Here is a 20,316-nt window from a genome sequence, read left to right on the forward strand (position 1 = left end):
GGCGGCTCAGAACTTCGGGTCCGGGGACTGGGCCGCGCACAGCTCCGCGGCCTCTTCCTGCGTCTCGACGGAGGGAGGGGAACCGTCGAGCGGTTTGCGCGCGGTCTCCTTCATGCAGGCCACGGCGATGATGCCGACCAGCGCCGCCCCCATCGAGTAGTACGCCGGCATCAGGTTCGAGCCGCTCCAGCTGATCAGGGCGGTGACCACCAGCGGGGTCGTCCCGCCGAAGAGCGAGGTCGACAGGTTGTAGCCCACCGACAGGGAGCCGTACCGGACCTGCGTCGGGAACAGGGCGGGCAGGGCGGCGGACATCGTCGCGAGCAGGCAGACGAGCGACAGCCCCAGCGCGAGCATGCCGAGCACGACCGCGGGGACGCCGGCCTGACGGATCAGGAGGAACGCGGGCAGGGAGAGCAGGAAGAACCCCGCCATGCCCGTCATGAGCACCGGCTTGCGGCCGAAACGGTCGGAGAGCTTGCCGACCCGGCTGATCACCAGCATCAGGAAGACCATCATGCCGAGCAGGACGAGCAGGCCGTGCGTCTCGCTGTAGCCCAGCTCGTCGGACAGGTAGGTCGGCAGGTACGACAGCACCAGATAGACGTTGATGTTGTACGCGCCGACCAGGCAGACGCACAGGACGAGCGTCGGCCAGTAGTCGCGGAAGATCCTCGCGAGGTCGCCCTTGGTGGTGGTCTCCACGGCGTCCGCGGCCTCCGTGGCGAGCGCCTTGCCGCCCTCCAGCTTCCGGAAGGCAGGGGTCTCGTCCAGGCGCATCCGCAGGTAGAGGCCGACCAGGCCCAGCGGACCGGCGACCAGGAAGGGGACGCGCCAGCCCCAGGCCTCCATCTGGCCGTCGTCGAGCACGGCGTACAGCGTGGTGACGAGTCCGGCCGCGCCGACGTACCCGGCCAGGGTGCCGAACTCCAGGAAGCTGCCGAAGAACCCGCGGCGCTTGTCGGGCGCGTACTCGGCGATGAAGGTGGAGGCGCCGCCGTACTCACCGCCGGTCGAGAAGCCCTGGACCATGCGGAAGAGGATCAGCAGGGCGGGAGCCCACAGGCCGATCGCCTCGTGCGAGGGGATGAGCCCGATCGCGAACGTGCCCGCCGCCATCATGATCATGGTGAGTGCCAGGACCCGTTTGCGGCCGAGGCGGTCGCCCATCGGGCCGAAGAACATCCCGCCCAGCGGACGTACCAGGAAGGCCACGGCGAAGGTGGCGAACGAGGACAGCAGCTGGGTGGTGTCGTTCCCGGACGGGAAGAAGACGTGTCCGAGGGTGACGGCCAGGTAGGAGTAGATGCCGAAGTCGAACCACTCCATGGCGTTGCCGAGCGAGGCCGCCTTGACGGCGCGCATGACCGTCGCCTCGTCCGTGACGGTGATGTCCGTCCTGCGGAGTCTGGGGTTCCTGCGTTGCCTGATGGCTCGGAAGAGGGTGGGATGGCGCTTCACCGCTTCGGGATCGGCCACCTGCTGGGGATTGGGGGCCACCATGGGCCGGTCCTTTCCTCGAGGGGTGTTCCAGCAGTCCCGTCTGCGCGATCTTCGTGCTCGCAAACGGTCCGGGCGGCCGAGTGCGATGTGGATCACAGGGTTCCGGACCCCCGCGAGCGAGAAGCGCGGGCGAAGCGGTGGCCCGGCCGGCGGACGGGCACAAAAGGGGAGAGCGGGGGTGTCGGCTCGAGTCGGGCGGTAGCGTGGCAACAGCCGACACGAGGAGGGGACATGACCCGACGCAAGAGCGCGGCCGAGGTGTTCGACGCGCTGGGTGAGCGGTACGACGACCTGTTCGGGTCCGTGCCGGAGCAGGTGGAGGCCCTGGACTGGCTCGTGGCGCGACTGCCCGCCGGAGCTCAGGTGCTGGACGTGGGCAGCGGCACCGGCAGGCCCACGGCGGAGGTGCTCGTCCGTGCCGGGCATGCCGTGACAGGGATCGACGTTTCGGCGGCCATGGTGGAGACGGCCCGTGCCCGGGTTCCGGGGGCGCGTTTCGAGCAGGCCGACGTACGCACGTACGCCCCCCGGGCGGTCGGCTTCGACGCCGTGTGCTCCTTCTTCCCGCTCCTGGTCATGGACCAGTCGGACATCGCGGCCGCCCTCGACCGGATGGCGTCCTGGATCGCGCCGGGCGGGTACCTCGTGCTGGCCACGGTCCCGGGAGACATCCGGGAGCTGGACATCGAGTGGATGGGCCATCCGGTGACCGTCAGCAGCCTGTCCGCGGACCAGCACCTGCGGCAGCTGACGGCGGCCGGCCTCGAAGTGCTCCACCACCACACGTCGTCCTTCGTACCCGCGGATCCCCTCGCGGGGCCCGAGGAACACTTCTTCTGCTACGCGACACGACCCGCCTGACCTTCCGACGGCCCGGCCACGCCGGGGACCCGTCCGAAGGACGCGTTGGTGGCGCTCGACGCCTTCCCGGAATTGCCCGCTCAGCGCCGGGAGTTGCTCCGTGAGCGGGCCAGCAGGGCCTGGCCGGTCCCCGCGCGACCTGGAGCGTCACTACCTGCCGATGGCCAACGGCGGCGCCCAGGACAACCTGGCGATCGGCGACAACCTGTACGTCAACCAGAGCGCCGGCCACAACGACCCCGGCAACCTGTGGCGTTACAGGCGGAGCAAGGGCGTACTGGTGTCCAGCCGAAGACCTCTTACTACGAACGTGGCGCGCAGCGGCCGTGGTCGGTCTCCGAGCCCTACGGTCCGGCGGTGAACGCCGATGCCATCGACGACGACGAGCCGGCACCCTGCCTGGGCCTCGTGTGCGAGCGCGTTCTCCACGCGCACAGCAAGGCTCGGTTGGACGCTCCGTAGTCCGACCCGGCGAGCCGCCCGAATGGGTGGATTAGCCCCGGAACCATGCGTGGACCGGCGCCGCACACCGCACCGTTCAGGGACGTGGAGACCGCGCAGGGGGATGCGGTCGGGGCCGGAAGCGGGGGCGCCGGATGGGCGTGGGACGACCTGAGGGACAGCGGCGGGCTTCGTTGCGGGACCGGGCCGGCTACCGGTTCGACCGGACGCTGGCCCGCAGCACCGGCACCCTGATGGGCTGGCTGGTGATCACCTGCCTGGCCGTCGTCGTCCCCGTGAGCACCCTGCTCGTGTGGACGGACCCCGGGTCCCCGCGCTCGCTGTCGGGCCGGTTGACCGCTGCTTGGCGGACCAGCGCCGAGACCCTGCGCTTGGGCGCCGTGACCGGAACACCGCTGAGCATGACGCTCGCGGCCCTGCTCGGGCTGGTGGCCCTGCTGTGCGTGTCGACCCTGGTCGGGGTGATCACCACGGGGCTGGCCGACCGGATGGCCGAGCTGAGCTGGGGGCGGTCGACCGTTCTGGAAGAGGGCCACATCGTGGTGCTCGGATGGTCGGACCAGGCGGGCACGGTGGTGAGCGAGCTGGCCGCCGCTCAGGCCCCGGGCCGGCCGAGGGCCATCGTGCTGCTCGCCGACCGGGACAAGGCCGAGATGGAGCGGGCGCTCGCCGCTCGTACGGGCCCGGGCCGCGGACGACCGCGTGTGATCTGCCGTAGCGGTCCCGCGAGCGATCCCGGTGTGCTCACCCTGGTCAGCCCGCGGACGGCGAGCACGGTCCTGGTGCTGGCCTCGGAGGAACCGGCCGCCGACGCGGAGGTTCTGCGGATCCTGCTGGCGCTGCGAGCGGTCCTCGGTACGGCGGCGGAGGGGCCGCCGGTGCTGGCCGCGGTGCGCGAAGACAGGTACCACGCACCGGCGCGGCTCGCCGTCGGCCCGCGCGGAACGGTCCTGCGGACCGACACCGTCACGGCCCGGCTGATCGCCCAGTGCGTGGGCCGCCCCGGCCTCTCCCTCGTCCTGCGGGACCTGCTCGACTTCGCCGGATCCGAGTTCCACGTCGTCGATGCGACCCCCTTCCACGGCGGCCCCTTCGGCGCCGCGCTGCTGGGCTACGCGGACTCCTGCGTCATCGGGCTGCTCACGGCGGACGCCCGTACGGTGCTGAACCCGCCGGCGGACACCCCTGTCGAACCGGGCAGCCGCTTGATCGTCCTCTCCCGCGACGAGGACTCGGCGCGACCTGAGGACTGCGAGCACCTCGTCGATCCATCGGCGGTCAGTACGGCCGTGCCCCCGCCCGAGAAGGCCTCGCGGCTGCTCCTGCTCGGGTGGAACCGCCGGGCGCCCCTCGTGGTCGGACAGCTCCGCCGGATGGCCCGGCCCGGTTCCGTGCTCGACGTGGTCACGGACCTCACCGTGCCCGGACCGCGGGCATCGGAGCCGCCCGCGGCAACGGATCCGGGGCCGGGGCGCGAGCCGGGACCGGGGCGCGAGCCGGGGCGCGATGCGGCGGCTTCGCCTCCACTCACCGTACGCTTCCGGTCCGCGCCCTTGTCCCACCCCGAGACCCTGCTGGGTCTCGACCTCTCCGGCTACGACGGACTGGTCGTCCTCGGCCCCGAACCGGGCGAGGGGCCCGACCGTCCCGACGACTGGACGCTCGTCACGCTGCTGGGACTGCGTCTTCTGGAAGAGAGCACCGCCCGGAAGCTCCGCGTGGTCACCGAACTCACAGACGACCGCAACCGGCCCCTGGCGCCGGTCGATCCCGGCTCCGACGTCATCGTCAGCGGCAACCTGACCGGACTGCTCATGGCGCAGATCACCCAGAACCGGCACCTCGCACCCGTGTTCGGCGAGCTGTTCTCCGCCGACGGCAGCACGGTGCGACTGTGCCCTGCGGGGACCTACGTACGCCCGGGCAGCGAGGCGAGCTTCGCCACCGTCGTCGCCGCGGCCCGCGCACGGGGGGAATGCGCCATCGGGTACCGGCTGCACGAGCGGCGTGCCCTGTCGCCGGATCACGGCCTCCGGCTGAACCCGCACAAGGCCGCACGCCACCGCTGGAGCTCCGAGGACGAGGTGATCGTGGTGTCGGCCGACCCCGCCGGGCGCACCGGTCCCACGGCCGACCGGACTCGACCCGTGTCGGCCGGGTAGGAGCCGTGTCGGCCGAGTAGGAGCCGGGCGCCCTCCTCCTGATCGTCTTCGGCAGCTTCGGGAGGGCCGGCTCGACCTCAGGTCCTTCCTGATCCCGCTGGGGATCGTGGCCTTCGTGGCGTACTCCTACCTCGACACCATCCCCACCGCCGGCAACGACCTGGTACTGATCACGGTCCTGGTCGCCGTGGGCGCCGCGCTCGGCATCGCGGGGGGGCGTCTACACCCGGGTCCGTACCGTCGGGGAGCACGTCCTGATCAAGGCCGGTGCGGTGGCGGCGGCCCTGTGGGTCGTGGGCATGGGAGCGCGGATGGGCTTCCAGCTGTGGGTCGAACACGGCGGCGCCGCCGATGTCGCCCGGTTCAGCGCCGCGCACCAGATCACCAGCGACAAGGCCTGGGTGGCGGCGTTCGTCCTGATGGCCCTCACCGAGGTGGTCACACGGCTGGCGACGATCTTCATCCGGAGCCTCCGCCACACGGCGGCCCGCCCCGCGCCCGTGCTCGACCGTGCGGTGTGACCGTGCAGTCTGATGGACCTGCGGATGCCGGTCATGGACGGGACCGAGACGACCCGCCGGTTGTGCGAGCAGTACCCGCAGGTGGCGGTGGTCGTGCTCACCACCTTCGCCGATGAGGACTCGATCCTGGGCGCACTGGGCGCGGGGGCCCGCGGCTACCTGACGAAGAACGCGGGACGCAAGGACATCACCCGCGCCATCCGGGCCGCCGCCGCGGGTCAGTCCGTACTCGACCGCGAGGTACAGGACCGGCTGCTCGCCACCGTCAGGAACACGGGCACGGCCACGGCCACGGCCACGGCCACGACCTCGACCACGACCGCCAATGGCCCCGTGCCCGGATCAGACCTGCCCGAGGACCTCACGCGCCGCGAACGCGAAGTCCTCGCGCTGATCGGCCAGGGCCTGCCCAACCGGGAAATCGCCGAGAAGCTCTTCATCAGCGAGGCCACCCTGAAGACCCACATCAACAACCTGTTCGCCAAGGCCGGCATCCCGGACCGGGCGGCCGCCGTCCGGCGGGCCATCGAAGCGGGCCTGGCCTGACACGATCCGCCCGGGCTGCGGCAAGGGTGCGGCGCCGGTGGGTCAGCCGGTTTCCAGGGCCTTCTTGAGGTTGCGCAGGGTCGTGGCGATGTTCCGGCGCTGGAAGTCGGCGAAGACGCTTCCGCGCGTCGCGACCCGGTCGAAGGCGTTCGCCACGAAGTCCGGCCACGACCGGCGGTCGTCGGTCCACGTCTCGGTGACCAGGGTTCCCTCCGGTACGGCCTCGAAGCGGTACTCCCAGGTGGCGATGGGACCCGGCAGCCGCGGCCGCGTGACACCGATGGCATGCACCCGGAACCGGAACAGCGTGTCCCGCTCGAGCGCCGTCACGGTGCACCGGGTGGTCCAGCGGAAGGCTCCGCGCTTGTTGCGGCCGTCGAAGACCATCCCGACGCCGGGTTCGCGGGCACCGCCGTGCACGGTGGCACCGAGGTTCTCCGGGCTCCACTCCCCCATCCGTGCGGGATCGGACACGCGCCGGTAGACCTCTGCGGGACGGGCACGGACGACGATGCTGTCGGACACCGTCAGCGTACGAGGCATGGTTCCCCCTTCACAGGACCGGATGCTACCGCTCCGGCTCACCCGAGACTACCCCGCGGTAACTTCATGTCGGTCCGTCCCGCGGAAGGTCAGTTCGCGAGGTCTCCAGCAGGGCCCAGGTACGCAGCCGGTCGGCGTCTCCGGCGAGGTCGGTTCCCGGGAACACCACTTCCGTCGCCCCGGCGTCCCGGTAGCGCCGGACCTCGGCGGCAACCGTCTTCTCGTCACCGATGACGGCCACATCGGATGCCCGTCGGCCGCAGGACAGTTCCACGATCCTGGCGTAGGAGGGGATCTGTTACGTAGGAGGCGAGCTGTTCGGTGGCCTTCTCGCGCACGGACTCCACGTCGTCGGTGACCACGCCGTGGACGAGTGCCACGGTGCGGGGTGCGGGCCGCCCGGCGGCCTCGGCCGCCGCGGTGGCGGCCGGGACGATGTGCTCGGCCAGGGCGCGCGGCCCGGCGAGGTAGGGCATTACGCCGTCGGCCGGCTCTCCGGTGACGCGCCGGAGGGGTGTGCGGCCCAGCGTGCGGGCCACGGTGCGCTGGAGGGTGCGTTCGCTGACGCCGAGGGCGCGCGGCCTGGGCGACGGACAGGGGCTCGGAGATCCGGGAGCGCACCCATGGTTCGAAGGCGGCGACCAGCGGGTCCTGACGGGCGAGGGACCTGGGGATCGTGTACGCGGCCCGCGAGGCCCGGTCGTCCACCACGAGGTAGCGCTGGACGAGGTCGGCCAGGTTCTGGCTGCGGTCCCCGACGATCGTCAGCGCCAGGTCGATGTGGCTGAACCCGGCGCCCGCCAAGGAGGCGAGCGGGGTGCCCCGTTTCCGCGCCTGGGCAAGGCCCCTGGGGCGGTGCGGTGGCCGTGGGAGGCCACGGTGTCCACGAGCGCGTCGGGCCCGCGTTCCTTGAGGGCGGGCAGCACCAGCAGTTCGGCGTCCTCCGCTTCCGTCAGCGGCTCGGCGGGAACCCGGTGTCCGAGGCCGCTGCGCACGCTCCGCCGTACGCCGGCCGTGTGGACGTCGAAGGCGGTCGGCCGGGCCCCGGCCACCTGCCCGCGCAGGGCGTTGGCACGGCGCGGCCGAACCGGCGGCAGGGCTCGTTCCCGGGAATTCACGTGCGGAGCGAGCCCTGTTGCGCCTCCCGCCACGTGCTGCTCCTGCACTGGACGGACGCACCATCTCACCTTCAGGGAGAGCCGTATGCGTCAGCCGCCGCACGCCGCCGTGTCGTCCGTCGCCGTCCTCGCCGTCTGCGCGCTCGCCGCACTCGGCGCGGCACCGGCAACCGGAGCAGCCGGACGACCGAACCCGGCCCCGGCCCCGAGCCCGGTGGAGGCCGCCGCTCCCGAACCCAGCACGCTCCCGTTCCCCGAGTCCCGGCGGTCCACCGTGATCGCCCCCGGGGTCACCCAGACGTCGATCGTCCTCGGCCGGACGGACGCCGACGACGTCTGGACCGTCCACGTGAACCAGCCCACGACCGCCGACGGCCCCTACAGCCGGGCCACCGCCGCCCTCGGCCCCGAGGAGCGCGCCGAACGGGTGGCCGCGGCCCTGCGGGCCAAGGGCCTCGAACCCCGGGTGGAACGGGTCCTCGTACCCGCCTTCGCGGACCGCCCGGCCGGCACCCTGGGCTGGACCGTGCGGATCGGCCGGTACGCCGACCAGGGCGCGGCGGCATCCGCGCTCGCCCAGGTCCGGGCGGCCGGATTCGCCGGGGACACCCGGTACACGGCGCAGGACGGCACGGACGCGGACGCCCTCCAGCGGGTGTTCGTACTGCGGGTGGACTTCAAGCGGTTCACCGGGCGGCTGGCCAGTGACTTCGGGCCGAGCATCGACGTCCACGAGAAGCTGCCCGACCTGGCGGCCGCCGCCGGGGCGCTCGCGGGGATCAACGCCCAGTGGTTCGCGGCCGGCGCGCCGCTCGGCCTGTACGTCAAGAACGGCCGGCTGCTGAGCTCGGCGACCCAGGGCCGCGGGGGCTTCAGGATCACGAACGGCGGGCGGCAACTGGACGTCGACACGTACACCGCGCGGATCACGGTCGACGCGGGCGGCTCCACGAGGGAGATCGACGGCGTCAACCGGATCCCCGGCGAGATCTGGAACTGCGGCGGCGTCGGCGGAGACCGGCCCACCCAGCACCCGCGGCACGACTTCAAGTGCACCGACGAGAGCGAGCTCGTCCGCTTCACCCCCGAGTGGAACACCCCGCCCACCGGAGCGGGCGCCGAGGTGGTCCTGGACCGCGACGACCGGGTGACGGCGGTGCACCGCACGCGCGGGGCCAAGCCTCCCGCGGGCGGCTCCACCCTCCAGGCGATCGGGGAGAGCGCCGCTTGGCTGGTCGCGCATGCGCGCACCGGAGCCCGGCTGGGAATCACCCAGCGCGTCCTGGACGGCGCCGGACTCGAGGTCCCCCTCACCCCGGACACCACGATCCTCCAGGTGGGCCCGACGCTGGTCCGGGACGGGCGGATCGCCGTGAACGCCCTCGCCGACGGCATCATCCGTGAGGGGGACGACCAGACCTTCACCTACAACTGGGTGGTCCGCGGCAACCCGCGCTCCATGCTCGGCGTCGACGCCCAGGGCCGGCTGCTGCTGGTCGTCGTGGACGGGCGCCGGGCCGGATGGAGCGAAGGCCTGGGCGTGGCCGCGGCAGCGAAACTGATGAAGTCCCTGGGTGCCCGGGAGGCACTGAACCTCGACGGCGGAGGATCGAGCGTGATGGTCACCGCGGGGTCGGGCATCCTCAACCGCCCCTCGGACCCCACGGGTCCGCGGTCGCTCGGCAACGTCCTGCTCCTGCACGGCGCGTCGCCCGGCCGCTGACGCCGGGCCGACGCGGGCCGGAGGCCGTTCCCCCGTACGTGAGGGAGCGGCCCTTCCGCGTGCCGGGGTCCGCACCATCGAGCGCCCCTTCGTGGGGCCGAGCGGTTCGGCGGCAGTCCGCGGCCGACAGGTGCGTCACCGGGCCCCTCCCGCCCGCCCGGCCGGGGCCGGAGACGGTGGGGCGGCCTCGGAGGCGTCGTAGGAGGAGGCGAAGGTGAAGGCGCGCGGGGACGGCCCGTGGGTCCGTAGGTCCGAGAGCCGCTCCAGGGCTTCCTCCACGGTCGGGATGTGTCCGGCGGGGATCCACCAGAGGACCAGGTGCGCCGCCACGTGCCGCTGGAACCATTCGCGGCGCCGGCGCATCGCTTCCAGGTGCCCGCTGCGGTAGGCGAAGTCCCACAGGGCTTCCTGGGACTCCCACACCGTCAGGTTGACGATGACGTTCTCCCCGGCGGGGCGCAGGGCGGTGGCGTCGGCGTCCCCCTCCCCCACCAGCCTCCACACGAAGCCGGGCGCACCGTCGGCGGCGGCGTTGACCGAATCGAGCATCTCGACGAACGGCGCCAGGCGCGGGTCGTCGAGGGGGTGGAGGAGGGTGGAGACGTTCAGCTGGGCAAGACGGTGAGGCTGCGGGAGAGGGGGGACGGCCGGATGTGTGGATGCGGTCATGGCCTCATCCCAACACGTCCGGGTTTTCTATGTCAATGTTCATTGTTTTTAGAAGTTTCCAGCACCACACAGCATTGACCGGGGCGGGCGTCCATACGGGCACGGACGGGACCGTCCGCGCCGAGCATCCCCTCCAGCAGGGCGAGGTTCATGCCGCAGACCAGCGGCGGGAAACGTTCGGCGACGGCATGGAAGGGGCAGTTGCGCATGCGGACGATCCGGGCGGCCGAGTCGGTGGCACCGGCGGGTCCGGTCGCTCCGGTCGCTCCGGTCGCTCCGGTCGCTCCGGTCGCTCCGGGGCCACCCTCCGGCCCCTCAGCGGCTTCCAGGTGAGGTTCGTAGCCGCGGGCGGTCAGCATCTCCACCGCCTCTTCGAGGCCGCCGCAGGGCGCCGCCGAGCCGCGCAGTTCCGCGCCCCGGCGACGCGCGGCGGCGCGGAGTCCGGCGTCGAGACCGGCCTCCTCGGCGGCCTCGGCGAGCAGGTCGGCGGCGGTGCGGTAGTCGCGGGCGGGCAGCGACACCCCCCACTCGGTCCGCGTCCGCGTGTACACCTTGGCCGGACGGCCGGCGCCCGGGCCCGAGCGACCCGTGAGGCGGCGGCTGCCGCTCTCCAGGAGGCCGACCTCGGTCAGCTTGTCCAGATGGTGCGCGGCGAGCGTCCTCGTCACCCCGGCCGCCTCAGCGGCCTCGTTGCGGCCCACCTCCCGGTCCTGCGCCGCCACGTACTCGTACAGGCGGCGCCGGACGGGGTCCTGCAACGCCGCGATCACATCGATGTCCTCCACCCCGCCAGTCTAGAAACAACGCGGGTTGGAGATAGAGAGGGAGGGCCGCCGACCGCCCCACGGAGGCTTCTACGAGCCGGCGATCGAGGTGGGGCCCGTGACGACGCGAGGCTGCAGCGGGTCCCGACGGCGACTCCTGAGCTCCGACGGCGGGCGGCCTGTGCGTGCGCGTCAGGGCGTCCGCCGTTCGGCCAGGGCCTTCGCCGCGCACTCCAGCGCGGGGCCCAGCTCGCTTCCCCAGCCGTCGGTGGTGCGGCCCTCGTGTACGGAGGTTCCCGCCGAGGCAGGCACCACGAAGAAGCCGTCCTCCTGCAGGGTGCGCAGGTTGCGCCGGACGGTCGGGCGCCGCAGTGCGGTGGCCGGGACCGAAGGGCCGATGATCACGGGTGCCTCCGTGTTCATGACCGTGGTCAGGGCCAGGTCGTCGGCGATGCCCGCCGCACACTTCCCGATGAAGTTGACGGTGGCCGGCAGTACCAGGACCAGGTCGGCCCATTCGGCCAGCTCCTGGTGCGGTACCCGGCCCTGTTCCGTGTCCCACTCCGGCCCGCTGACCGGTGCCTGGGTCGCGGCGGCCAGCGCACGCCGGGACACCAGGAGATCGGCGGACGCCGTCAGGCAGGCCCGTACCGACCAGCCGCAGGTAACCCGCATCCACATCGCCCAGGTCGGCATCTTCACCACGTCGAAGGCGCCCGTGCCCACCATGAGGATCCGCCCCCGGGGCAGGGCGAGGAGATCGCGGAGCGGGTTGGTGTCAGAGCTCATGACGGGTCTCCTCCTACGGGGCGGGGGCGGGGCGGGGCGCGGGGCCCGGCGCGGATGTGTGTGCGCGGGCTCAGGACAGGAGCAGTACGCGGTCCCAGTGCGGGCCGTCCCCGGATGCTCCCGATCCCACGGGGTCGCCGGGCAGCATCGAGAGGAGCGCCGCGGCGACCCCCGACGCCCCTTCGAGGAGGCCGCCGTTGTCCACGGCGCGCAGGGGCTGCGTACGGTCCCAGCCCCGGTCGGACCGTACGGGCGACAGGTGGCGGAAACCGAAAGGTGTTTCCGGGTCCGCCAGGGCGGCCAGCTCCTCGGCGAGCGGTGCGGTCCGCTCCAGGAGTTCCCGGTCCCCGGTCAGCCGGCCCAGCCGCCACGAGCCCTGCAGAAAACCGGCCCGGCCGTGGCAGAGGGTGGGGCCCTTCAGGTGGTGTCCGGTCGCGGGGCGGCGCAGCAGCGCGCGGGCGCCTTCGAGGACGAGCCGGTGCCAGTCCGCCTCTCCGGTGAGCCGCGCGGCCCGGGCGAGCGCGTTCGCGATGCCGACCGCTCCGTAGCACCAGGCCCCGCCCGAGGCCGCGGCGGCGTGATCGGAGGGGGGTGTGCCGCCGCCGGCGCCCCGTACGATCTCGTCGTCGAAGGCCAGCCGCGGCTCCCAGTAGGGCCCGTCCGCGTCGCGGTCGGTCCGGTCGGCGAGCCAGCGTCCCATCCGGTGGACGGCGGCGAGCTGGCCGTCCACCGTGACCCCTGCTTCGGCGCACAGGACGAGCAGCGTCAGTGGTCCCGCGATGCCGTGGGCCAGACCGAGGTTGAAGTCGCCGCGGGGGAAAAGCTCCTGGTCCGCGCGGGTGGCCTGCAGCGAGCCGGGCACCCACCAGCCGGGGACCCGGTGGCCGTCGACCGTCACCGGGCGGGACAGGGCGGTGAGACGGGTGAGGGCGGCCCGCAGCGCCGGTTCGGCCGCGGCCCGCTCCTGGGGGTCGCCGTCGACCACCGCGCCGAGCAGCAGCCGGCCGGTGCCGGCCGCGCCGGAGATGACGTCGTACGCCGTCCAGTCCACCCCCGCGCCGGGGGGCGGCGCGGAGGCGATCTTGGCCATGAGTTCCGCCGCGACGTGTTCGGTCAGCTGGTGGCGCAGCCGCGGATAGTGCCCGCCGAGCCGTGCACAGGCCTGCGCGGCCGCCAGTACCGCGGCGGGACCGTAGTGGAGCCCCGCGCTGGCGGTCCCGTTCAGGGCCCGCGCGGCCACCGACAGGTGGGCGTGGGCGGCCGGCAGGCGGCCCGGATCGCGTCCGGCGAGTTCCGCGAGGAACAGCGCGGCTCCGGCGCTCCCTTCGAGGGACACCGCGTCCCCGCGCTCGCCGGGGTGCCGGACCATCGTCCCGGGGTCGGCGAGTGCGTCCGCCACCCGTGTGACGGCGGACTCGAGCAGGCTGGTGGCCGTGGTCACCGGTGGTGCCTCCTTCGGTCGGCGTTGCCGGTCATACAGGCTCGGGCAGCGGCGTAGGCCCGCCGTTCTGCGTCCCGGTCGGGGCCGAGGAGGCGGTTGCAGGTCATGTGGAGGAGGCTCGCCAGCACACGGGGCAGTGGCGACCAGCTCTCGTCGGCGTCGGCGATCTCGTCGAGGACCGCCCGGTACTCGCGCAGCCGGGCGGCCTGGTCGGTCAGGGCGGCGAGCACCTCTCGGCCGGCCGGGCTCCCTTCGAGGACGGGCCACCCGCCGACCGGGTCGATCAGGCGCAGCCACTGCGCCCGGTCGGCCCGGAAACCCGGTGGGAGGTCGTGGCCGGCCGCACCCGCGGCGAGCCAGGCGGCCCCCGACTCCCCCGGCCCGTACCGGTCCTGTGCGGTCGGGCCGGTGCCGGTACCCGTTCCGGCAGCGGTGCCGGAACCGCTGCCGGAGCCGGCTCTGGTGCCGGGGCCGGTACCGGGGCCGGTGCCGGGGCCGGTGCCGGGGCTGGGGGCGGGCACCGGGCCGAAGGCCTGGGCCATCGAGGCCACCGACATCGCGGCGAGGGTCTCCGGGTCCCAGCGGAGCCCTCCGGCCTCCTGGGCCCGGGCCGCCCGCGCCACGGTGAGGGCCAGGCGGCTGTCGGCGGCGAAGAACCGTTCCGCTGCCGGCTGGGCCCGCGGTCCTCCGTACCGCTCCCACTCGGGCTCGTACGCGTCGAGCACGCACCGCCCGATCAGGCCCTCGGCGGTCCATTCGAGGACCGCCGCGCGCAGGGCGGGCAGCAGCCGCTCCCACAGGGGCCCGGCCGGCCCGTGGAAGCGCAGCCGGAGATGGTCCTCCTCGCCCCGGTAGCGGATGAAGAACCACCGGTCCACGAGCTCCCCGTGCTCGGCGGACAGATCGGCGAGGAAGGGGGTGAGCCGCTCGCGGAGGAACGCGGGGACGTGCCGTTCGGGGAGGTAGAGCTTGGCGTACAGCCACTCGCCGCCGATCTCCGCTGACCGCCGTCCCGTGGTGCGCACCGGACCCGCGGGGCGGGCCGCGAGCGGCGCCGCGGACGCTTCGGCGCCGGTGAAGGCCAGGGCCAGTTCGGCCTGCCGGGGCAGGCCGTCCGGGCCCCGGAGCCAGCCACCGGGATGTTCCCCGCCGCCGGGGACCTCCGTGGCGAGGGGGTCGGTGTCCTTGGTGAGCGCGTCCCGGAGCACCTCCAGGTGCCAGGGGTCGGTCAGGTCGAGGGGCAGCCGGTGATCGAGCCGGCTCAGTACGATCCGCTGCGGCGCGCCCCAGTGCTCCCGCCACTCGGTCACCGCGGCGGTCCACTCGGCCGGTCCGCGGGCGGCGTGTTCCCGCAGCTCGTCGAGGCGCCAGGTCGCGGGGGAAAGGATCGTGCGGCCGTAGCGGACGCGCGGCAGGTAGGGAGCGCTCTTGACCGGGCCCCAGTCCCAGGGGGTGCACATGCGGGTCCCGTCCCGGCCCAGTTCCAGCAGGAACCGGGCGGCGTTGGGCGCCTGGCCGCGCAGGTCGAGGGCGTGCGAGGTGTGCGGGAGCAGCCTCAGGCCGGTGGGCAGGTGGACCGGGTAGAGGTGGTCGGCGTTCCCCGCGACACCGATCTCGTCGAGCCGTACGGCGGTCGCGGCCGGGTTCGGCGGCAGCCCCACGGCCACCTGGTGTCCGGCCGTGCGCGGGCTGTTGGCGATGTTCAGGGCCCGTGCGGTACGCGGTTGGAACGCGACGGTGAGGTGCGCGGCCCCGGGTACGTCCCGGTGTACGGCGGCGGCCAGTTCCTCGGTGATGCCCCCGGTGAGCCCCGCGAACCGGCCGAATGTCGCCCCGGCTTCGGCGGGGGCCGGCCCCGGTCCGGCGACGAGCAGGAAGTCGCCGCGGTCGAGGGCCTCCTCGGAGTCCGCGACGAGGGTGCAGAACACCTCGCAGGACCTGGGCAGCCCGGCGCGGTCCGGCTCGCCGCGGGTGAGCCGCTCCACGAGGTCGTCGTCCAGGACCACCTCGCGGGCCCCGTCCCGGACCGCCGCGGCGGCCAGCCGACCGAGCAGCAGATCCCGGGTCCGCTCCGCCGGAGCGTGCGGTTCCTCGGTCCGCGAGGAGGCCGGCCACTCGTAACCCGCGGGAGCGCCCAGTCCGACCGTGTCGTCGAGCAGCTCGAGGACCGGGACGACCCGGTCGGCGCCGTAGCGCTCGATGAACTCCCGGTGGTACGAGCGAAGGGACGGCATCCCGGGGCCGGGCGGCGACAACCTCCACAGGACGTCCATCGAGCGGGCCGCCTCGTCGGCCACGGACTGCGGCAGCCGCACATCGGCGCCGAGCGCCAGATCCACGTGGACGAGCCGGTCGTCCTCCCGCACCGCTCCAAGCCCGCGCAGTGCGGCTTCGAGGTCGGCGAGCGCCGCGCGGCGCTCGCCGGGAACGGCCGCGTCGAACCGGTCCCGGGCCGCGGCCGCTTCCCGTAGCCCGGTCAGCACCGGGAACGGTGCGCCGACGGAGTCCCGGGCGTCGGCGAGCACCCCGATGAGGTGGGTCAGCGGATCGCTGCCGTCGAGTACCGGCCGCATGTTCGTGACGAGGAATTCCTGTCGCACCAGTGTGGCCAGGAGTCCGGCGACGGCTCCGGGCGGGGCGGGGCTTCGCTTCGAGCGGCTGGGTCAGCCGGTGACCGTGGCCGTCGCGCGGGTGGTCGCGCGGGTGGCCGCGGTGCCGGTCAGGTGGCCGGTCCGGTAGGCCGTCACCTTCACGGTGATGTGGCCGTTCCCGTCAGGGCCGGGGCCTTCGTCGCCTTGGGTGCGACTCCCTTGACGAGCGCGGCGGCGCTGGTGGCCTTCACCGTCGGGTGTCCGGCCTTGCGGGCCGTCACGACCACGGTGAGCTGCTTGCCCTGGAGCGCGGAGGGGGCTTCTTCCTCGTGCGCGCGGGAAGCCTCAGCAGGTGAGGGTGACCTCGTGGACCACGGGACTGGCCGCGCGGGGGTACGCGGCCACGCCGAAGGTGCCGCGGACGGTCGAACCGCACGTCGCGGCGGCGGCGGCGGGGGCCCGTACCTCGATGGTGGCGGCGGTGAACAGGACCGGCTTGACCTGGGTCTGCGGTGCGGCGGCTCCGACGACCTCCACGGACAGGGTGGTGAGCAGCTCCTTGGCCACGGGCTGCGGGCTGCCCGGGGAGGGCGGGCCGGCCAGTGCGACCTTCCCGTAGAACGTGACGGACGTACCGGTGACCTCCGCGCACACCCGGGTGGCCAGACCCGCCTGCAGGCCGGAGGCGCCGCAGGAAGTGACCGTCTCGGTCGTGTCCGCCGACGGGGCGGCGGCGGCCGGGGTGATCGTGCAGACGACCAGACCCATCGCACTGGCTGCGAGCAGGGCTAAGCGGTTCATCGTGGTTCGCTCTCCTTGTGTGGAGCACCGTCCGGGGATCCGGCCAGGGCTTATGTCATGTGATATTTCACATGACATTGAAACGGAAGATGTTCACGATCTGAACTGCGCCGGGCGGCATCACGAAACGTCGAGGCCAGTGACCGTTCGGAGCACGCCGCTACTGTGTGCCTGTCGTCGTCCGGGGTGATCCCCCGGTCTGCATGAGGGGTGGGAAAGTGAAAAAGACCCTGTTCGAAGAGGTGTTCCACAGGAGAGCGCATCCGGCGCTGCGCCTGCTGGGCAACCTGGTGGCCTGTGCGTTCCAGATCGTCTTTGTGGTCGCCGTGATCACGCAATTCCACAGCGCCTGGCGGTGGCTCGTCGTCCCGCTGGGGCTCTGGGGGATGCTGGGAGACGGCCGGGGCGCGGCCCTGGCGGTGCGGGACCTTCGCCGGCGCGAGCCCGCACCGGCGCCGGAGTGAGCCGTTCCCGGCGGCAGACCCGCCGCCGGGATCCGCTCGTCCCGGCGTGCCGCCGCGGACGGCGTGGCCAGCGTCACCCTCGAGCTTCCCGGAGCCGAACTCTCGGCAGGGGCATGTCGGCGGCTTCCCGGACCGTGCGTGTGGTGCGGTCACGCGGGTCCTACGCGGCCGTACCGTCCGGCTCCGTCGTCATGCGGGCCACGTGGAGCGCCAGGTAGGAGACCTCGTCCTCGCTCAGGTGCTGCCCCAGACGCAGCTCGACGATCGTCGCGAGCTGCTGCGCGGTGCGGGTCGCCTCCGGGTAGTGCCGGCGGATGCCCTCGCCGATCGTGGACTCGTGCCCCTTCAGCTGCCGGTGCTGCTGGATCCGTACGAAGAGGTAGCGCACGTGGGTGATGAACCGTGCCGCGCTCATGGACTCCTGGGAGACGGACAGCCCGTACCGCTCCCTCACGACGGCCAGCATCTGCTGGATGACCCCGGTCATCGTGTACGTGAAGGACAGGTCGCCCGTGGCGAAACCGGCGTTGACCAGGTGCAGCGCGAGCGCGATCGCCTCCGAGTCGTCCAGCCGCGGGTCGACGCGCTCGTTGATGGCATCGAGCAGGTGCTGCGCCTGGGCGTACTCGGCGGCGTACAGGGCCTGGACCTCCGCGCGCAGCGGGTACTCGATGACGATGCCCCGGGCGGCCCGGTCAAGAGCGCCGACGACGTGGTCGGCCACGGCGATGGCGAGGGTGGGCCGGGTGGACTCGCGCCCCTCGATGCCGGATTCGTCGAGGGCGATCACGACGGCCCGCAGCACCTCCTCGTCGATGAGGGCGAGCACCTCGCTCAGGTGGTCGGGATCACGGCCGTCCGCCGGGACGAAGACGCGCACAATCAGCGCGGGATCGACGGGCTTGCCCTGACGGGAGCTGAACCCGATGCCGCGCCCGGTGAGGATGACCTCCTGGCCCTTGTCGTCGTGCGCGAGGACCACGTTGTTATTGAGGACACGCAGCGCCTTCAACGCCTGCTCTCCTTCTCGTTCGCGGTCCGGTACTGCCCAATGATCCCGCATTGTCCGCCACCCCTGCGCCACCCGCCCTCTCCCCCCGGACCGGTACGGCGCGGGCACGTGCCCCACGGGGAGGCACGTGCCCGCGGCGGACCGGTGGCCGGACCTCAGCGCCTTACGGTCACCACGGGCGCGCCGGCGGTGACCGTCTGCCCGGTGTGCGGCTCGACCGAGGTGAGGTCGGCGGTGTTCGTGACGGTCATGAGGGTGACCGTCGGGTGCTGCGCCGCGCGTACGGCGTCGAGGTCGACCTCGACGAGGAGGTCGCCGACGGAGACCTGCCGGCCGGCCTCGGTGCGGACGTCGAAGCCCTCCCCCTTCATCTGCACCGTGTCGATGCCGATGTGGATGAGCACCTCGATGCCGTCCGCGGTACGGATGCCGAAGGCGTGGCCGGTGGCGGCGACGATGATCAGCTCTCCGTCGACCGGGGCGACGATGCGGCCGTCCGCCGGCTCGATGCCCACGCCCTCGCCGAGCGCGCGGGAGGCGAAGACGGGGTCGCCGACTTCGTCGAGGCCGACGACGCGGCCCGCGACCGGCGCGGCGAGGTCGGTTCCCTTGCCGGGGGCGGGGGTGGGAGCGGGGGCGGGAGCCGGAGCGCCCGTCGTGGAATCGGGGGCGGCGGTGGTGGCGGTCGGAGCGCCGGCGGTGGCGGTGGGAGCGCCGGCGGTGGCCGCCGCCGCGCCGACGGTGACGAGCTCGCGGTCATCGGCCGCTGCGGGCTCCGCGTGGAGGGCCGCCTCGGCGGCGTCGCGCTCGGCGTTGGCCTGGGCGCGGTCCTCCGGGGTGCGGAAGTCGGAGAAGTACACGAGCGCCATCGAGACGAAGAAGGCGGCCGTGATCGCGATGGCGTAGGTGGTCATCGGGGAGAAGACCGGGATGGTCAGCAGGGAGGTGAAGGCGAAGGCCTTGGTGTCCACGCCGCCCATGACGCCCACGATCACGCCGCCGACGAGGCAGCCCACGAGCATGCGCGGGTAGATCCGCTTGAAGCGCAGGTGGATGCCGTACAGGGAGGGCTCGGAGATGCCGCCGAGCAGACCCGCGGCCAGGGCGCCGGTGGCGGTCTGGCGCATCTCCTTCTCGCGGTGGCGCAGGGAGAGCAGCAGCACACCGGCGGTCGCGCCGAAGCAGGCGAAGTTCCAGGCGCCCATGGGGCCCTGGATGAAGTCGTAGCCCAGGGTGTTGATGTTCACGAGCATGAGCGCGTTCAGCGGCCAGTGCAGGCCCAGCGGCACCAGGAACGGGTACAGCAGCGGGATGAGGATCGCGAAGACGATCGGGGCGTTGCCGTTCAGCCAGGACAGGCCCTCACCGAGACCGTTGCCGGCCCAGACGCCCATCGGGCCGATGAGGAAGGCGGTGACCGGGATCATGATGAGCATGCTGAAGAACGGTACGAAGACCAAGTGCACGGTCTCCGGGAAGATCCGCTGCAGTCCCTTGTAGACCAGGGCGAGCACGGCGACCATCAGCAGCGGCACGAAGACCTGGCCGCCGTAGTCGTTCAGCTGCATCGGCAGCCCGAAGACGTGCGCCACGCACTCCTGGGTGCCGAGGGTCCCGTTGGTGGTGCAGGTGATGCCGGGGATGCCGGACTTCGGGTTGAGCATGCCCGTGAAGTTCGGGGTCATCACCGCGGCCATCACCGCGGCGCCGACCCAGGGATCGATCTTCAGCTTCTTGGCCGAGTTGTACGCGACCATGATCGGCAGGAAGTACAGCACCGAGCGCCACATGGCGTCGACGAACACCCAGGTGGCGGACTTGTCCGCCGCACGGAAGTCGACGAAGCCCAGGGCGTCGAGGACGGAGGCGATCGCGATGATGAGCGAGGAGCCCAGCAGGACGCCCATGAGCGGGCGGAACGAGTCGGAGAGGTACTCGAAGAAGTTGTCGACCCAGGCGTAGCGTCCGCGGCTCTTGGACCGCATCGCCGCCTTGACGTCGGCGTCGGACTTCGGGCCGGGCGCGGCGCCGCCCGCCATCGACGGCAGGTTCATGATCTCGGAGTAGACGCGTGCGACGGCTCCGCCGATCACGATCTGGAGGCGGTCACCGGACTGGGGCACGGTGGCCATGACGCCGGCGAGGGCGTCGAGCCCTGCCGTGTCGGCCTTCGCCCCGTCGTGGAGCTGGAAGCGCAGCCTCGTCGCGCAGTGCGTGAGGCTCTCGATGTTCTCGGCTCCGCCGACGCCTCGGAGGATCTGCTCCGCCAGCGTGCCGGGTCCGGCTACGGGTGTGTTCATGATGCGTCCTTGCATCCTGGGGCTCTTGCCATCCTGCTTCGGTTCG

The 20,316-nt window shown here is 72.8% G+C and carries 18 protein-coding genes and 2 pseudogenes; 6 read left to right on the forward strand and 14 right to left on the reverse strand.

The window, feature by feature from the left end; translation table 11 throughout:
- Window positions 1–6: 6 nt before the first annotated feature.
- Window positions 7–1,503 (reverse strand): MFS transporter, encoded by a 1,497-nt coding sequence (locus ACIQV3_RS32870; protein ID WP_403718742.1) that lies wholly within the window; start codon window positions 1,501–1,503, stop codon window positions 7–9.
- Between the two features lie 231 nt (window positions 1,504–1,734).
- Between ACIQV3_RS32870 and ACIQV3_RS32875 the strand changes: the two genes are divergently transcribed.
- The 4 genes from ACIQV3_RS32875 to ACIQV3_RS32890 all read left to right on the forward strand — a co-directional run bounded on the left by ACIQV3_RS32875 (window position 1,735) and on the right by ACIQV3_RS32890 (window position 6,055).
- Window positions 1,735–2,364 carry a class I SAM-dependent methyltransferase gene (locus ACIQV3_RS32875; RefSeq protein WP_403718744.1) on the forward strand — a complete coding sequence of 210 codons (630 nt, stop codon included), beginning with the start codon at window positions 1,735–1,737 and terminating at the stop codon, window positions 2,362–2,364.
- Between the two features lie 596 nt (window positions 2,365–2,960).
- On the forward strand, window positions 2,961–4,988 hold the full coding sequence (locus ACIQV3_RS32880) for an NAD-binding lipoprotein (protein WP_403718747.1): 2,028 nt from the start codon (window positions 2,961–2,963) through the stop codon (window positions 4,986–4,988).
- 272 nt (window positions 4,989–5,260) lie between these two features.
- The gene (locus tag ACIQV3_RS32885; protein ID WP_403718750.1) at window positions 5,261–5,509 is read left to right on the forward strand and encodes a hypothetical protein; all 249 of its coding nucleotides are present in this window, start codon (window positions 5,261–5,263) and stop codon (window positions 5,507–5,509) included.
- A 12-nt stretch (window positions 5,510–5,521) separates the two neighbouring features.
- Window positions 5,522–6,055: a LuxR C-terminal-related transcriptional regulator gene (locus tag ACIQV3_RS32890; RefSeq protein ID WP_403718753.1), complete on the forward strand. Its 534-nt coding sequence runs from the start codon at window positions 5,522–5,524 to the stop codon at window positions 6,053–6,055.
- 42 nt (window positions 6,056–6,097) lie between these two features.
- Here ACIQV3_RS32890 and ACIQV3_RS32895 read toward each other — a convergent pair whose 3' ends face one another.
- The 3 genes and pseudogenes from ACIQV3_RS32895 to ACIQV3_RS32905 all read right to left on the reverse strand — a co-directional run bounded on the left by ACIQV3_RS32895 (window position 6,098) and on the right by ACIQV3_RS32905 (window position 7,716).
- On the reverse strand, window positions 6,098–6,598 hold the full coding sequence (locus ACIQV3_RS32895) for an SRPBCC family protein (protein WP_403718757.1): 501 nt from the start codon (window positions 6,596–6,598) through the stop codon (window positions 6,098–6,100).
- A gap of 64 nt (window positions 6,599–6,662) precedes the next feature.
- Window positions 6,663–7,104, reverse strand: a pseudogene (locus tag ACIQV3_RS32900) (LLM class F420-dependent oxidoreductase); the annotation flags it as partial.
- A gap of 258 nt (window positions 7,105–7,362) precedes the next feature.
- Window positions 7,363–7,716 (reverse strand): hypothetical protein, encoded by a 354-nt coding sequence (locus ACIQV3_RS32905; RefSeq protein ID WP_403718760.1) that lies wholly within the window; start codon window positions 7,714–7,716, stop codon window positions 7,363–7,365.
- A gap of 85 nt (window positions 7,717–7,801) precedes the next feature.
- On the opposite strand from ACIQV3_RS32905, the gene ACIQV3_RS32910 reads away from it, so the two are divergent.
- Complete coding sequence (locus tag ACIQV3_RS32910) at window positions 7,802–9,439, forward strand: phosphodiester glycosidase family protein (protein WP_403718763.1); 1,638 nt, start codon at window positions 7,802–7,804, stop codon at window positions 9,437–9,439.
- A 135-nt stretch (window positions 9,440–9,574) separates the two neighbouring features.
- Here the strand turns inward: ACIQV3_RS32910 and ACIQV3_RS32915 are convergent, their stop codons facing one another.
- The 8 genes and pseudogenes from ACIQV3_RS32915 to ACIQV3_RS32950 form a co-directional block, all read right to left on the reverse strand.
- Window positions 9,575–10,108, reverse strand: coding sequence for a DUF3291 domain-containing protein (locus ACIQV3_RS32915; RefSeq protein WP_403718767.1), 534 nt, complete (start codon window positions 10,106–10,108; stop codon window positions 9,575–9,577).
- Window positions 10,109–10,140: 32 nt separating this feature from the next.
- Window positions 10,141–10,893, reverse strand: a complete 753-nt coding sequence (locus ACIQV3_RS32920) for a helix-turn-helix transcriptional regulator (protein WP_403718770.1) — start codon at window positions 10,891–10,893, stop codon at window positions 10,141–10,143.
- Between the two features lie 171 nt (window positions 10,894–11,064).
- On the reverse strand, window positions 11,065–11,661 hold the full coding sequence (locus ACIQV3_RS32925) for a flavoprotein (protein WP_403718774.1): 597 nt from the start codon (window positions 11,659–11,661) through the stop codon (window positions 11,065–11,067).
- Window positions 11,662–11,731: 70 nt separating this feature from the next.
- Entirely contained in the window at window positions 11,732–13,102 is a 1,371-nt protein-coding gene (locus ACIQV3_RS32930; protein ID WP_403718778.1) for a lanthionine synthetase C family protein, read from the reverse strand.
- Complete coding sequence (locus ACIQV3_RS32935; protein WP_403718836.1) at window positions 13,099–13,659, reverse strand: thiopeptide-type bacteriocin biosynthesis protein; 561 nt, start codon at window positions 13,657–13,659, stop codon at window positions 13,099–13,101. Before ACIQV3_RS32935 ends, ACIQV3_RS32930 begins: the two co-directional genes overlap by 4 nt.
- Window positions 13,639–15,732: pseudogene (locus ACIQV3_RS32940) on the reverse strand (lantibiotic dehydratase); the annotation flags it as partial. The gene ACIQV3_RS32935 and the pseudogene ACIQV3_RS32940, both read right to left, overlap by 21 nt.
- Before the next feature lie 119 nt (window positions 15,733–15,851).
- The gene (locus ACIQV3_RS32945; protein ID WP_403718780.1) at window positions 15,852–15,980 is read right to left on the reverse strand and encodes a hypothetical protein; all 129 of its coding nucleotides are present in this window, start codon (window positions 15,978–15,980) and stop codon (window positions 15,852–15,854) included.
- Between the two features lie 58 nt (window positions 15,981–16,038).
- The gene (locus tag ACIQV3_RS32950; protein WP_403718783.1) at window positions 16,039–16,494 is read right to left on the reverse strand and encodes a hypothetical protein; all 456 of its coding nucleotides are present in this window, start codon (window positions 16,492–16,494) and stop codon (window positions 16,039–16,041) included.
- Window positions 16,495–16,712: 218 nt separating this feature from the next.
- On the opposite strand from ACIQV3_RS32950, the gene ACIQV3_RS32955 reads away from it, so the two are divergent.
- On the forward strand, window positions 16,713–16,958 hold the full coding sequence (locus ACIQV3_RS32955) for a hypothetical protein (RefSeq protein ID WP_403718785.1): 246 nt from the start codon (window positions 16,713–16,715) through the stop codon (window positions 16,956–16,958).
- A 160-nt stretch (window positions 16,959–17,118) separates the two neighbouring features.
- Here ACIQV3_RS32955 and ACIQV3_RS32960 read toward each other — a convergent pair whose 3' ends face one another.
- Both ACIQV3_RS32960 and ACIQV3_RS32965 read right to left on the reverse strand, forming a co-directional pair.
- Window positions 17,119–17,970, reverse strand: coding sequence for a PRD domain-containing protein (locus tag ACIQV3_RS32960; RefSeq protein WP_403718787.1), 852 nt, complete (start codon window positions 17,968–17,970; stop codon window positions 17,119–17,121).
- A gap of 155 nt (window positions 17,971–18,125) precedes the next feature.
- Window positions 18,126–20,270, reverse strand: coding sequence for a glucose PTS transporter subunit IIA (locus ACIQV3_RS32965; protein ID WP_403718790.1), 2,145 nt, complete (start codon window positions 20,268–20,270; stop codon window positions 18,126–18,128).
- Window positions 20,271–20,316 lie beyond the last annotated feature (46 nt).

Origin of the sequence: Streptomyces sp. NPDC099050, from assembly GCF_044759865.1 — a bacterium.
Taxonomy (GTDB): Bacteria; Actinomycetota; Actinomycetes; order Streptomycetales; family Streptomycetaceae; genus Streptomyces.